Below are 14367 nucleotides of genomic sequence, written 5' to 3' on the forward strand. Positions count from 1 at the left end.
GGTACCATGAATAAGCTATCACCATCCATATTGTCTGCTGATTTTTCAAAGCTTGGAGAAGAAATAAAGCTTGTTGAAGCAGGTGGAGCAGAATATATTCATATAGATGTAATGGACGGACATTTTGTCCCTAACATAACAATAGGTCCGGACGTTGTGAAGTCTCTGAGGAAAACAACGGAACTGACATTTGATGTCCATCTCATGATTGAAAATCCGGACAATTTCATTGAAGATTTTTATAATGCAGGAGCAGACATAATAACTGTCCACCAGGAATCTTGTGTTCATCTTCACAGAACAATACAAAAAATAAAATCTTACGGATTAAAAGCAGGTGTTTCAATAAATCCTGCAACTCCTGTAAGCACTCTGAAAGACATTATAAGAGATGTTGACATGGTTTTAATAATGAGCGTCAACCCTGGATTCGGCGGACAGAGCCTCATAGAAAACGTGAAATACAAGGTTTTTGAACTTAAGTCAATGATTGAGGAATTAAATCTTCAAGTGGATATAGAAATTGACGGCGGTGTTACCCTTAACAACTTAGAGGAAGTTTTGAGCTGGGGAGTTAATGTAATAGTGGCTGGCTCGGCAATTTACAAGGCTAAAGATGTGGCTGAAGAAACAAGGAAGTTTAAAAAAATAATGGAGTCAAAATAATGGTTGCTCTTATTATTGCAAACGGCGATGACGTTGACAAAACCTCTTTTGAAAATATGAGCATTGATTATGTCATATGCGCTGACGGAGGACTTGAAAAGGCTGAAAAGCTTCAGGTCGTTCCGGATTTGATCCTTGGAGATTTCGATTCCGTTCATGGGGATGTTCTTGAAAAATACAAAAAAAGTTCTGAAATCATGAAGTACCCTGCAGAAAAAGATTTTACAGACATGGAACTGTCAATTGAAATAGCTGTAAAAAAAGGCTTCAGGGATATTGTGTTGGTTGGAGCCACAGGCGGACCAAGACTTGACCATTCTCTTGCTAACATGATGCTGCTTGAAAAATACTATAAATTTGGTATAAACATCATCATAATTGACAACAACAACAAAATACAAATAATTTCAGACAATTGTAATATGCTGCTAGAAAATAAAAGAGAAACTTTTGTGTCTCTTATACCGCTTACTGAAGAAATAAACGGACTAACACTTGAAGGATTCAAGTATCCTTTGGACAGGGTGGTCGTTAAACGAGGATCTACACTTTGTGTAAGCAATGAAATAATTTCAGACAAAGGAAGAATAATACTTGAAAGAGGAACAGCACTGCTGTTTATTTCAAGGGATTAATATATAAACCTAGGAGGATTCATGAAGGCAATAGACTTTAGAGATTTATTCAAATCTTATGAAAATTACAATGAAAAAGAAATAGAAATTGAAGGATGGATCAGGACCATAAGAGATTCCAAAAATTTTGGATTTATAGAATTAAATGACGGTACATATATGAAAAATGTGCAGGTTGTTTTTGAAAGCCACCTGGAAAATTTCGAAGAGGTTAAGAAGTATTCAACAGGCAGCGCAATTTCAGTAAAGGGCATACTTGTTATGACTCCTGAAGCAAAGCAGCCATTTGAAATAAAGGCTACAGAAATAACAATGGAAGGCGAATCAGACCCAAGCTATCCTCTTCAGAAAAAGAGACATTCTCTTGAATACTTGAGAACCATTGCTCACTTAAGACCCAGAACAAACACATTTTCTGCAGTTTTCAGGGTTAGAAGCCTTGCAGCTTTTGCAATACATAAGTTTTTTAACGAGAGGGGATTTGTGTACGCTCATCCGCCAATCATAACAGCAAGTGATGCTGAGGGAGCAGGAGAAATGTTCAGAGTTACTGCTCTTGACCTTGACAACGTTGAAAAGGTTGACGGTAAAACAGATTATACAAAGGACTTTTTTGGGAAATCTGCAAACCTTACAGTAAGCGGACAGCTTGAAGCTGAAATATTTGCACTGGCATTTAAGAATGTGTACACATTCGGACCTACATTCAGAGCAGAAAATTCAAATACAACAAGACATGCTGCAGAGTTCTGGATGATTGAGCCTGAAATAGCTTTTGCAGATCTGAGTGACAACATGCAGCTTGCTGAAGACATGGTTAAGTATGTTGTGAATTATGTATTGGAAAATGCTAAGGAAGAAATGGAGTTTTTCAACAGTTTTGTAGAAAAAGGACTTCTTGACAAGCTTGACAATGTTGTAAGTTCAGAATTCGGAAGAATCGACTACACTGATGCCATTGAAATTCTCATGAAAAACAATGACAATTTTGATTATTCCGTTCAGTGGGGAACAGACATACAGACAGAACATGAAAGATATTTATCGGAAGTAATATTTAAGAAACCGGTCTTTGTAATAAATTATCCAAAGGAAATAAAAGCATTTTATATGCGCATGAATGAAGATGACAAGACTGTTGCTGCCATGGACCTTCTTGTTCCGGGCATTGGAGAACTTATTGGTGGATCCCAAAGAGAAGAACGCCTTGACATGCTGGAAAAAAGAATGGAAGAAATGGGAGTGCCAAAGGAAGACATGTGGTGGTATTTAGAGCTTAGAAAGTACGGCGGAGTTAAGCATGCAGGATACGGCCTTGGATTTGAAAGACTAATTATGTACCTGACAGGCATGGGCAACATAAGAGACGTTATACCGTTTCCTAGAACTCCTAAAAATGCAGAATTCTAGTTGCATATAAAAATTACCTATAATTAAATTGACAATTAAAAAGATACGCAAAAATGAATTTTATGCGTATCTTTTTTTATTGCTTTGAATACAATGTACAAAGGCATTGAGAATTAAATTTCATGCCAATCATACCCGGAGGTACTTATGAATTATTTCAAACGCAAAAATAAATGCTGTCCATCTAATAATAAATTTAAATTTACTGAAATTCTTGGACTTATGATTGCTGTAATAGGAGCTATTATTGTTGTACAGATTCTGCCGGTTAAAATTTGGCTTTTTATACTTGGAATGCTACTTATTATATTGGGCAGCACCCTGTTCAAGCTCCTTTGATTTAATGTAATATTTTATTGTGCAAAAAATAAAAATAATGGCGTAAGCCACTATTTATTATTGCCTTATATAGCACGTTGTACTTTTCCAGATCTCATGCATCTTGTACAAACAAACTTTTTAGAAGAAACTCCGTTTTCCACAACATTAATTCTTCTTACGTTTGGTTTCCATGTTCTTCTTATTTTTCTATCAGAATGTGTTATACTGTTTCCTGATATAGATCCTTTTCCGCATACTTCACAAAACTTAGCCATGCTATACACCTCCCATTTATCTAAACATTTACTATCTATCTATTTGCTTAAACAGAATCTGTTTAACAATTTTAACTTTATAATTCTACCATTAAAATATAAATATTGCAATATTAAATTTAAATTAGTATAATAAAAATGCTTATTTTTATTATAATCGCCCGGACTAAGCGTTTTCGTCCATATTTTGTTTGTAAAATTGTAATAAAAAGGTTATAATAAGCTAGATAATTAAATAATATTTAAGAAATTAAAATATAGGAGGGTAATATGTCAGTTAATATGTCAAATGAAAATGGAAATATAATAATAGATGATCAAGTATTTGCTACTCTTGCCGGTCTAGCTGCTATGGAATGTTACGGCGTTGTAGGTATGGCTTCCAAAAATGCAACTGAAGGAATCTTTGAGCTTTTAAAAAGAGAACAGCTTACTAAGGGAATAAAAGTTACTGCCGCAGAAGATAAAATAAACATAGATTTATATATAGTGCTGCAATACGGAGTTAAAATTTCTGTGGTGGCAGACAATATTATTTCCAGGATAAAGTACAGCGTGGAGAATTTTTCAGGTGTTTTTGTAAATAATGTGAATATTTTTGTGCAGGGCGTCAGAGTACAAAAATAATTAGGAGGCTAAAATGAATATAAAATATATTGATAATATTACTTTTAAAAAGATGCTTTTAGGTGCTGCCGCAAACCTTGAAAACAACAAGGCAATCGTGGACTCCCTGAACGTATTTCCTGTTCCTGACGGAGACACAGGCACAAATATGAACCTTACTGTTCAGTCTGCAATGAAGGAAATAAGCTCATTGTCTGAAAGCACAATAGTCCATATTGCTGAAGCAGCAGCCAACGGCTCTTTGATGGGAGCAAGAGGGAACTCAGGAGTAATATTATCACAGTTGTTCAGAGGCATGTCAAAAGGACTTGCAGGAGCAGTAAAAATTGACTGCAAAGTAATAGCTGAAGCGTTCAAGTCAGCTTCTGACACTGCATACAAGGCTGTAATGAGGCCTGTTGAAGGAACTATTTTAACAGTGGCAAGGGAAACAGCAGAAAAAGCCATGGAAGTGTACGCAGATTATGATGATGCTGATGCTTTTTTGGAAATGTTAATTGAACAAGCAAAGGACACTTTAAGGCGCACACCTGAAATGCTCAAGGTTTTAAAGCAGGCGGATGTAGTGGATGCAGGAGGAAAAGGTCTTGTATTTTTGCTTGAAGGAGCTCTTTCAGCACTCAGAGGAGTTGAAATAAAACAGGAAAAATCAGAAATGCAAATAGTTGAAACTGCAGTTGAACTGGAAGAGTTCACCAGTGAAGATGAAATCATATTTGCATACTGTACTGAATTTTTTATAAAAAATCCAAAGGGAACATCTGATGATTTTTTAAGTAAAATCTATGATAAGGGTGATTCCATTGTATGTGTTGGAAATGAAAATCTTATAAAAACTCACATACATACAAACAATCCGGGTCAGATTCTTGCAATTGCAGTTAAATATGGAGAACTTTCCAAAATAAAAATAGATAACATGAAGGAACAGTTCAGGGAAAGAGTTAAAAATTCAAAGAAAAGTCAGGAAAAGAAAAAATATGGCTTTGTTTCCATAGGCATGGGTGAAGGAATTAAAAAAGTATTCACCGACCTGAACGTGGATGTTTTCTTGTCAGGGGGACAGACTATGAACCCAAGCACTGAAGACATACTTGAGGCTGCTGAAAACATAAATGCCGACCATATAATAATATTCCCAAACAACGGAAACATAATACTTGCTGCAACTCAGGCGAAGGAAATTTCTAAAAAAGACATTCATGTTATTCCAAGCAAGAGCATTCCTCAGGGAATCACAGCATTGCTTGCATTTAAGGAAGAAAATGATGTTGAAGAAAATGTAAAGGCCATGACTGAAGCAGTGAAGGAAGTTAAGACAGGGCAGGTAACATATGCTGTAAGAGACACTGTGTTCAACGATATGGAAATTAAAATAGATGAAATAATTGCACTTTCTGACGGAGACATAGTTTCACACGGAAATAGTCCTGAAGATGAAGCAATAGAACTCATCAAGGAAATGGTTGACGAGGACAGTTTCCTGGTTACATTGTTTTATGGCGACAGCGTAGACAAAAAGACAGCTGAAGGAATGAAGGAAAGAATTGAAGAAATTGCTGAGGAATGTGACGTTGAAATAATATACGGAGGCCAGCCTCTTTACTATTATATCATTTCAGTCGAATAATCTACTTTCTGACTGAAAAAGATTGACTAATTAAAACTATAAATTAAGAATGAAGAGTGAAGAGTGAAGAATTAAATGAAGAATTTGTGCTCTGCACAAATTCAATCAATAATTCTTAATTCTTAATTCTTAATTCTTAATTGATGAGGGGTGCGTATGCTGGATGTGGATATTCAGTTTTTAAAGGGAGTGGGTCTGGCCAGAGCTGAAAAACTTCATAGACTGGGCATATACACAATCAAGGATTTGCTTGATTATTTTCCTTTGAAATATGAAGACAGAAGATCTGTGAAAAACATAATAGATGTTGAAGACGGCAAAAAGTGCCTTTTAAAGGTCCAGCTTTTTGAGCAGCCTAAAAATACAAGAGTCAGAAAAAATATGAACATTATAAAGGCTGTTGTAAAGGATGACACAGGATTTGCAGCACTGACATTTTTCAACCAGGATTTTCTGATGGATAGGCTTGTTCTTGATAAGTGGTACTATGTGTTTGGGGTGATTAAACAGTCTTTCGGTAAACTTGAACTCATAAGTCCTGAAATAGAATTTTGTGAAAAAGACTGGAAAGCAGGTAAAATAACCCCTGTGTACGGCCTCACATACGGCCTTACAAACAATGAGCTCACAAAACTAACAAGACTTGCACTGGAATTATATTATGACAAAATTGAAGATGTTGTTCCCGATGAAATAAGGGAACAGCACAATCTTATACATAGAAAGAGTGCAATAAAAAATCTTCATTTTCCTGAAAACGGAAGGAAGTATAACCAGGCCAAAAGGTCAATGGCTTTTGAAAAGCTTCTTATAATGCAGCTTGGCCTCTTGTCAATAAAAAGCAGCCTAAGAAGCAGTTTTTCAGGCAATGTTATAAATAATACGGAAATTTCAGACAAGCTCATGGAAAAAATTCCTTATGAGCTTACTGCTGCGCAGAAAAAAGTTATAGATGAAATCAAAGAAGATTTGAAAAAGCAAAAACCAATGAACAGGCTTGTTCAAGGTGATGTGGGTTCTGGAAAAACAGTGGTTGCCATTTACGCCATTCTTTCTGCTGTGGGGTCAGGATATCAATCTTCCATGATGGCTCCCACAGAAATTCTTGCTCTTCAGCATTATGACACAATAATGGAATACCTTAAGATGGCAGATTTAAACATCAATGTTGCTTTTTTATCAGGTTCCACAAAAGCCAAAGAAAAGAAAAAAATTCTTGAAGACCTTAAAAATGGCGAAATACAAATTATAGTAGGAACACATGCCCTCATTGAAAAAGGCGTTGAGTTTAAAAACATAGGACTGGTGGTAACAGATGAACAGCATCGCTTTGGAGTAAGGCAAAGGGCGATGATATCAAACAAGGGAAACAACCCTGACATACTTGTAATGACAGCAACACCAATACCTAGGACACTGGCTCTCATGATTTACGGTGACCTTGACATTTCAATTATAGATGAAATGCCTCCTGGAAGACAAAAGGTTATTACTACGGTCTTAAAGCAAAGCGACAAACAAAAAGCATATGACTTCATAAGAGCTCAGGTTGCTGAAGGAAGACAATCATACATAGTTGCACCACTGGTGGAAGAATCAGAAACAATGGAGCTTGATTCAGCCGTTGAAATTTTTAATACTCTAAAAGATTCTCATTTTTCTGATCTCAAATTAGGTCTTTTGCATGGAAAAATGAACAGCAAAGACAAGGAAAAAATAATAAATGAGTTTTATGAGGGTAAAATAAATGTGCTGGTATCAACCACAGTAATAGAAGTTGGTGTAAATGTGCCAAATGCCGTTGTAATGCTTGTTTTAAACGCTGAAAGATTCGGACTTGCTCAGCTTCATCAGCTAAGAGGAAGGGTAGGAAGAGGAAAATATCAGTCTTACTGCATTTTGGTAAATGAAAACAAGTCAAAAAAATCAGCAGACAGAATGAATATATTAAAAAAAACAGACAACGGATTTTTAGTAGCCGAAGAGGATTTAAAAATCAGGGGACCGGGAGATTTTTTTGGAACAAGGCAACACGGCTTGTCAAAATATGAAATACAAAATATAATTAATGATGTGGAAGTTGTAAGAGAAGTTCAGGACCTTTCAAAAAATATTCTTGCTGAAAACCCGGGACTTAATGGAAAAAGTTTTGAAAATTTAAAAAAAGAAATAATAAATTTGTTCAAAGATGAAAGCATCATATTTAATTAAGTTTCTATAAACAGCTAAAAGAGGATACATATGAGAATTATTTCCGGTACAAACAAGGGAAAAAAACTTTATGCGCCTGAAGGAATGAGCGTAAGGCCTACAAGCGATAAAATTAAGGAAGCAATATTTAACATACTAGGTTACATAGACGAGGATTCAAATGTTCTTGACTTGTTTGCAGGTTCCGGAAATGTTGGTATAGAATTTCTCGCAAGAGGTGCAAAAAGCTGCACGTTTGTGGATTTGTCCAATAAAAGTCTTATGTTTGTGAGAAAGAATCTGGAACTCTGTAATTTTAAAGACAGGGCGAAAGTTGTGCAAAGCGATTATGAAAAGGCAATTGAAAACTTTGCAGCAAAAGATGAAAAATTTGACTACATTTTTGCAGATCCCCCTTACGACTTGAACTGCGGAGCAAACATAGCAAAGAAAGTTTTTGAACATAATATTTTAAAACCCGGGGGAATGCTTGTGATTGAAACAGACAAGTCAGAAATAGTAATTGATTGTATTGATACTAATGTGATAAAATATAAAGAAAAAATCTATGGAAGAACAAGAATCAGCATTATAGAATGCTCGGAGGAATAAATGAAAGTTTTGTATGCAGGCAGCTTTGATCCTATTACATGCGGCCATCTTGATCTCATAAAAAGGTGCTCTGAAAAGTTTGATGATGTTGTTGTTACAGTTTTCAACAATGTTGCTAAAAAATATATGTTCACCTGTGAAGAAAGAGTTGAATTTGTAAAAGGTGCAGTAAGCGGTTTAAAAAATGTGACTGTGGATAGTTCCAGCGAAATGGTAGCGAATTATTGCAGAAAAAATAATATTAAAATTGTTATCAGAGGACTAAGAGCGGTATCCGATTACGAATATGAACTCAGCATGTCTGCTTATAACAAGTTTTTAAATGAAAACTTAGAAACGGTATTCATGGTGTCTTCGCCAGAATATTCATTTGTAAGCTCCAGCGGTGTTAAAGAAATTGCAAGATATGATGATAAATTCAAAGAATTAGTGCCGGAAAATGTAGCAGAGGCACTAAGAAAAATAATGGGGAGGTAAAAATGGACATATTAAATTTATTGGAACGAATAGAAGATATAATTGAAGAAGCTTCTAAGTTTCCCTTATCAAACAAGGTGATGATAGACAAGGATGAAATTTTAGAGGTTATCAATGAAATCAGACTGAAGCTGCCTGATGAAATAAACAGAGCTTCATGGGTTGCTAAGGAGCGCCAGAGAATTTTAAACGAAGCTCAGTCAGAAGCGGACGAGCTTATTGAAAAGGTTCAGGACCAGCAAAGATATCTCATAGAAGACAATGAAATAACAAAACAGGCTCAAAAACATGCAAATCAGATTATTCAGGAAGCAGAAAGAAAAGCAAATGAAATGAAATTTGGTGCATATAGCTACAGCGATGAAATATTGTCCAAGCTTCAGGAAAAAATAGGAGAAATAAACAACATAATAGAACAAAACAGAGAAGTTCTGAAAAACATGGAATAAACGGAAAACGGAATACATAAATAAAACCTGCTTAGAAGTACAGACTTGACAACATAAAGTACGTTGTCTTTTAATCTGACTTGCATAAGCAGGCTTTTTATTTTTAAAATAGTTTTTCTCTGTAATTGTCCATAATTTCCGAAAAAAGCTCTCCTGTTGTGGGAGGAGTGAATGTTATGGTGTTGGCACCTGCGGCAATGGTTGCAGAAATATGCTCGGATTTAGGTCCGCCGGTTGCAATTATAGGAAAATTAGGATGTCTTTCACGGATGAGCCTTACGATTTTTGCTGTGTTTGCTCCGCCTGAAACGTTGAATATTGAAGCCCCTGCCTCAATTCTTGACTCAAAATCTTCCTTTTCTGAAACAATTGTAATGATTATTGGAATGTCCAGTCTTTTTTTCATTTCAGAAATAAGAGCATTTGATGTTGGAGCGTTCATTACAACTCCGTAAGCTCCTGTGAGTTCTGCGTTGATGGCAATGTCTATGGACCTTTGCCCTGTTGTTATGCCTCCTCCCACACCTACAAATACAGGAGCCGAAGAAAGCTCAATTATTGCCTGGTTAATGGCTATTTGAGGTGTGAAGGGATATACTGCAATAACCCCGTCAGCATTGTGATTTTTTACTATTGCTAAATCTGTTGTAAAAATCAGAGATTTTATTCTTTTTCCAAAAATGTTTATGCCGCTGGCATCATAAATTTCCTTAGGCATTTCAATAGGTTTCTTTTTAAGTACAGACTCTATGGTAGGTATGAATTTTTTATCTTTTTTTTCTGTATTGTTTCTCACAGCATTGCTGTAATTATCTTCTATGTTGCATTTAATGTAATTATCCATTCTTCCTCCAATGTGTTTTATGTTGCGACGAAGTAATATTTGTATCATTATTATACAATTATATTGACAAAAGCACAATTATAAAATTTCGACTAAATAAAGCTAGGCATTTTAGATTTTAAAATGTATAATGAACATAGTTTAAACAGCATATGCTGTATTAATTTTTGGCTAATGGGGAGATTACCAATGCAGCTTAATTCTGACAGTATTAACAGCGTCTTAAATCATACAGGCACTTTGAATTTAGAAACAGACAGGTTTATTTTGAGAAAATTTTATCTTAGCGATGTTCATGATGTTTTCACAAACTGGGCAAGCGACAAGGACTCTGCTAAGTATAACGCATGGAGTGTACATACAAGTCAAGAAGTAACAAAAGAATATGTTACCGAGTGGGTTGAGTGGTACAAGAAAAAAAATTATTACCACTGGGCAATAACAGATAAAGAAACTGATGAAGTCATAGGATCTGTTTCCGTTTCAAACATAAGGGAAAGAAAAAAATATTGCGAAATTGGATATACAGTTGCTCAGAAAAGATGGAATCAAGGCATTGCCACGGAAGTACTGATAAAAGTGCTTGATTTTCTCACAGATGAAGTTGGATTTGAAACAATACGAGCGCTTCACGACATAAGGAACATTTCATCAGGAAGAGTCATGAAGAAGGCAGGAATGGTCTTTGTAAAAAACAAGACACAGATATTTTTAAGCGGACAGAATCTCGTTATGAAATGTTCAGTTTATGAATATAAAAAAGTTGCTCCGCAACTTCAATAATAGACTATAAAAAATACTAAAATATTCAAAAAACAGTAATAATTTATTGCTTTTAAAAAGAATTGTGGTATAATATAATGGTTAATTATGAAATTCATTAAAATGAAACAATATTGACTGTTTAACATAAAATAATTAAGAATCCAGGAGGATAAAATGAGTTCAAAATTACTTAAAAAAGAAAAAAATGTGGTAACACTGGAATTTACTGTTTCACCTGAAGAATTTGAAAGTGCTGTGAATAAAGCATATTTAAAAGCAAAAAATAATATTAATGTTCAAGGTTTCAGAAAGGGTAAAGCTCCAAGACATATTATTGAAAAAAAATATGGCAAGAGCATTTTTTATGATGAAGCAATGGATATTGCAATTCAGGAAGAATACCCTAAAGCAGTTGCTGAACACAAGCTTGATGTAATTGACAGCCCAAAAGTTAATGTTGAAAAATTCGAAGAAGGACAGGAAATTGTCATTACAGCTGATGTTGAAGTAATGCCTGAAGTTGAACTTCCAGAGTACAAGGGAATAGAAGTTGAAAGAACTGAAATAAAAGTTACAGATGAAGATGTTGAAAAAGAAATTACAGCAGTACAGGAAAAAAATGCAAGAATAGTTGAAGTAACTGACAGAGCAGTTCAAAACGGAGACTTCCTCACTATAGATTATGCAGGATTTGTTGGAGACGAACAATTTGAAGGTGGCACAGCTGAAAACCAGGCCCTTGAAATAGGCTCAAACACATTCATTCCTGGATTTGAAGAACAGCTTATAGGCAAGAACAAGGATGAAGAAGTTGAAGTTAATGTAACATTCCCTGAAGAATATCATTCAGAAGAATTAAAGGGTAAAGCGGCTGTATTTAAAGTAAAAATTCATGAAATCAAATCAAAGGAACTTCCGGTAGTAGATGATGAATTTGCAAAAGATATCAGCGAATTTGACACTTTGGAAGAACTAAAGGCTGACACAAGAGCAAATCTTGAAAAGAAAGCTTTAGACCAGGCAAAAATTGCCAATGACAACAATGTAATCACAAAAATAGTAAATGAAGCTAAGGTTGAAATTCCTGAAGTATTGATCCAACGTGAAATTGACTACTTAGGAAGAAACTATGAGCAGCAGTTCCGTCAGCAGGGATTTACAGGCAAGGAATATGATGACATAATAACTAACTTTGTTAACCAGTACAAGGAAGGAGCAAGAAATCAGGCTGAATTTAATGTTAAGGCTGAGCTTGTTCTTGAAGCTCTAATTAAAAAGGAAGATATAAAGGTTACTGAAGAAGAACTTGCTGAGGAAGTAAACAAAGTTGCAGAATCTTACCAGGTTGAAGCAGACAGACTTGAAGCTTTCAAAACGAGCATTCTTGAATCAAGCAAAGGCTATATTGAAGAAACTCTACAAAAAAGAAAGATTATCGATATGCTTGTAGAAAATGCTGTATTTGTTGAACCTAAAGCAGTTGAAACAACAGAAGATGTTCAGGAAGAAAAATAATTAATTAAAATTAAGCTTATATTAAGATAAATAAGTACAATAATAGTAACAGGAAATATAATATAGGAGGAAATAAAATGGCATTAGTTCCATATGTAGTTGAACAAACTGGAAGAGGCGAAAGATCTTATGATATATATTCAAGACTTTTAAAGGACAGAATAATCATATTGAGCGATGAGGTAAATGATGCAACAGCAAGCGTGATTGTAGCACAGCTGTTATTTTTAGAATCAGAAGATCCAGACAAGGACATACAATTATATATTAACTCACCTGGAGGATCTATTACAGCAGGAATGGCAATTTATGACACAATGCAGTATATTAAGCCGGATGTATCAACAATTTGCATCGGCATGGCAGCAAGCATGGGAGCATTCCTCCTTTTGTCAGGAGCCAAGGGAAAAAGATTTGCACTTCCGAATTCAGAAATAATGATCCATCAGCCGCTAGGCGGAATGCAGGGTCAGGCATCTGATATTAAAATTCATGCAGACAGAATTATCAAAATAAGAGACACTTTGAACAACATTATAAGTGAAAGAACTTCTCAGCCTATTGAAAAGGTTGAAAATGACACTGACAGAGATAACTTCATGACAGCGGAGGATGCAAAAGCCTATGGCATAATAGACGATATTATAGCCAAAAGAAAATAAGGAGTGTTTTAATGAGCAAAGTCAATGAAAAACAAATCAAGTGCTCGTTTTGCGGGAAGTCGCAGGAGCAGGTCAGAAGGCTCATAGCAGGTCCAGATGTTTATATTTGTGATGAATGCATTGAACTGTGCCACAACATAGTTGATGAAGACGTGGATTTATTCGAAGAATATGACTTCACCGAACTTCCTAAACCAAAGGAAATTAAAGATAAACTTGACGAATATGTTATTCAGCAGGACCAGGCAAAAAAAGCATTGGCAGTGGCTGTTTACAATCATTACAAAAGAATAAACTTTAAAGGTAAAGATGAAGGAATCGACATTCAGAAAAGCAACATCCTTTTACTGGGACCAACCGGAAGCGGAAAGACATATCTGGCTCAAACTCTTGCAAGACTTTTGAATGTGCCGTTTGCCATTGCAGATGCCACTTCATTGACGGAAGCAGGGTATGTTGGGGAAGATGTAGAAAACATATTGCTTAAACTTCTGCAGGCTTCAGATTTCGATGTGGAGAGAGCAGAAAAAGGCATAATTTATATTGATGAAATTGATAAAATTTCAAGGCGATCTGAAAACCCTTCAATAACAAGAGACGTAAGCGGAGAAGGCGTACAGCAGGCTTTGCTTAAAATTCTTGAGGGAACTGTTGCAAATGTGCCTCCTCAGGGAGGAAGAAAGCATCCGCACCAGGAATTTATTCAGATCGACACAACAAACATATTGTTTATACTGGGCGGAGCTTTTGACGGAATTGAAAAAATCGTCCAGAAGAGAGTTGGCAAGAAGAGTATTGGTTTTGGTGCAGATATTTCAGGAAACACTGTTGATACAGATAAGCTTTTAAAGCAGGTACAGTCACAGGACTTGTTGAAGTTCGGTCTCATACCGGAATTTATTGGAAGGCTGCCGGTTGTTGTTGCCTTGGATAAATTGGATAAAAAAGCTTTGGTTTCAATTTTGACAGAACCAAAAAACGCCCTTGTGAAACAATACAAGGAATTGTTCAAGATGGACAATGTTGAATTGGAAATTGAAAAAGAAGCATTAGAGGAAATTGCCAGCAAAGCTTTGGAAATTAATACAGGTGCAAGAGGTCTTCGTGGTATACTTGAAAGTACAATGACTGATGTCATGTATGAAATACCGTCAAGAAATGATATTAAGAAATGTGTCATCACAAAAGACACTATCATAAATAAAAGCGAGCCTAAATTAGTTTTAACCAAAAAGCCTCTGTCTGATAATAAAGAAAATGCTTCATAAAACTGCCTGCCTTCGCAGGCA

16 protein-coding genes are annotated in these 14367 nt (G+C 35.5%); 14 read left to right on the forward strand and 2 right to left on the reverse strand.

The features are described from left to right. Nucleotides 1–6: 6 nt before the first annotated feature. The 4 genes from rpe to LY60_RS10880 all read left to right on the forward strand — a co-directional run bounded on the left by rpe (nt 7) and on the right by LY60_RS10880 (nt 3050). On the forward strand, nt 7–666 hold the full coding sequence (gene rpe / locus LY60_RS10865; RefSeq protein ID WP_145083406.1) for a ribulose-phosphate 3-epimerase: 660 nt from the start codon (nt 7–9) through the stop codon (nt 664–666). After that, nucleotides 666–1301 carry a thiamine diphosphokinase gene (locus LY60_RS10870; RefSeq protein WP_145083409.1) on the forward strand — a complete coding sequence of 212 codons (636 nt, stop codon included), beginning with the start codon at nt 666–668 and terminating at the stop codon, nt 1299–1301. The genes rpe and LY60_RS10870 overlap by 1 nt, the downstream gene beginning before the upstream one ends. Nucleotides 1302–1322: 21 nt before the next feature. Beyond that, nucleotides 1323–2711 carry an asparagine--tRNA ligase gene (gene asnS, locus LY60_RS10875; RefSeq protein WP_145083412.1) on the forward strand — a complete coding sequence of 463 codons (1389 nt, stop codon included), beginning with the start codon at nt 1323–1325 and terminating at the stop codon, nt 2709–2711. Nucleotides 2712–2858: 147 nt separating this feature from the next. Beyond that, nucleotides 2859–3050, forward strand: a complete 192-nt coding sequence (locus tag LY60_RS10880) for a hypothetical protein (RefSeq protein ID WP_145083415.1) — start codon at nt 2859–2861, stop codon at nt 3048–3050. A 65-nt stretch (nt 3051–3115) separates the two neighbouring features. On the opposite strand, the gene rpmB is transcribed toward LY60_RS10880, so the two are convergent. Next, nucleotides 3116–3307: a 50S ribosomal protein L28 gene (gene rpmB / locus LY60_RS10885; protein ID WP_019228502.1), complete on the reverse strand. Its 192-nt coding sequence runs from the start codon at nt 3305–3307 to the stop codon at nt 3116–3118. A gap of 270 nt (nt 3308–3577) precedes the next feature. Between rpmB and LY60_RS10890 the strand changes: the two genes are divergently transcribed. The 6 genes from LY60_RS10890 (at nt 3578) to LY60_RS10915 (ending at nt 9292) form a co-directional block, all read left to right on the forward strand. Beyond that, on the forward strand, nt 3578–3934 hold the full coding sequence (locus LY60_RS10890) for an Asp23/Gls24 family envelope stress response protein (protein WP_019228501.1): 357 nt from the start codon (nt 3578–3580) through the stop codon (nt 3932–3934). Nucleotides 3935–3947: 13 nt separating this feature from the next. Continuing rightward, the gene (locus LY60_RS10895) at nt 3948–5564 is read left to right on the forward strand and encodes a DAK2 domain-containing protein (RefSeq protein ID WP_145083418.1); all 1617 of its coding nucleotides are present in this window, start codon (nt 3948–3950) and stop codon (nt 5562–5564) included. Nucleotides 5565–5720: 156 nt separating this feature from the next. Beyond that, a complete protein-coding gene (recG, locus tag LY60_RS10900; protein ID WP_145083420.1) occupies nt 5721–7775 on the forward strand; it encodes an ATP-dependent DNA helicase RecG in 2055 nt (684 codons plus the stop codon). Nucleotides 7776–7805: 30 nt separating this feature from the next. Then, nucleotides 7806–8366, forward strand: coding sequence for a 16S rRNA (guanine(966)-N(2))-methyltransferase RsmD (rsmD, locus tag LY60_RS10905; protein ID WP_145083423.1), 561 nt, complete (start codon nt 7806–7808; stop codon nt 8364–8366). Beyond that, nucleotides 8367–8843 carry a pantetheine-phosphate adenylyltransferase gene (gene coaD / locus LY60_RS10910; RefSeq protein WP_145083426.1) on the forward strand — a complete coding sequence of 159 codons (477 nt, stop codon included), beginning with the start codon at nt 8367–8369 and terminating at the stop codon, nt 8841–8843. It abuts the gene before it with no gap. 2 nt (nt 8844–8845) lie between these two features. Continuing rightward, the gene (locus LY60_RS10915; RefSeq protein ID WP_145083429.1) at nt 8846–9292 is read left to right on the forward strand and encodes an ATPase; all 447 of its coding nucleotides are present in this window, start codon (nt 8846–8848) and stop codon (nt 9290–9292) included. Between the two features lie 103 nt (nt 9293–9395). On the opposite strand, the gene LY60_RS10920 is transcribed toward LY60_RS10915, so the two are convergent. Beyond that, entirely contained in the window at nt 9396–10136 is a 741-nt protein-coding gene (locus tag LY60_RS10920) for a beta/alpha barrel domain-containing protein (RefSeq protein ID WP_019228495.1), read from the reverse strand. 189 nt (nt 10137–10325) lie between these two features. Here LY60_RS10920 and LY60_RS10925 point away from each other — a divergent pair, with 189 nt between their 5' ends. The 4 genes from LY60_RS10925 to clpX all read left to right on the forward strand — a co-directional run bounded on the left by LY60_RS10925 (nt 10326) and on the right by clpX (nt 14346). Continuing rightward, complete coding sequence (locus tag LY60_RS10925) at nt 10326–10919, forward strand: GNAT family N-acetyltransferase (RefSeq protein ID WP_170226180.1); 594 nt, start codon at nt 10326–10328, stop codon at nt 10917–10919. Between the two features lie 156 nt (nt 10920–11075). Further along, complete coding sequence (gene tig / locus LY60_RS10930) at nt 11076–12416, forward strand: trigger factor (RefSeq protein ID WP_145083435.1); 1341 nt, start codon at nt 11076–11078, stop codon at nt 12414–12416. A 77-nt stretch (nt 12417–12493) separates the two neighbouring features. Continuing rightward, nucleotides 12494–13078 (forward strand): ATP-dependent Clp endopeptidase proteolytic subunit ClpP, encoded by a 585-nt coding sequence (gene clpP, locus LY60_RS10935; protein WP_019228492.1) that lies wholly within the window; start codon nt 12494–12496, stop codon nt 13076–13078. 11 nt (nt 13079–13089) lie between these two features. Further along, complete coding sequence (gene clpX / locus LY60_RS10940; RefSeq protein ID WP_019228491.1) at nt 13090–14346, forward strand: ATP-dependent protease ATP-binding subunit ClpX; 1257 nt, start codon at nt 13090–13092, stop codon at nt 14344–14346. Nucleotides 14347–14367 lie beyond the last annotated feature (21 nt).

The sequence above is a fragment of the Sedimentibacter saalensis genome (genome assembly GCF_007830175.1).
GTDB lineage: Bacteria > Bacillota > Clostridia > Tissierellales > Sedimentibacteraceae > Sedimentibacter > Sedimentibacter saalensis.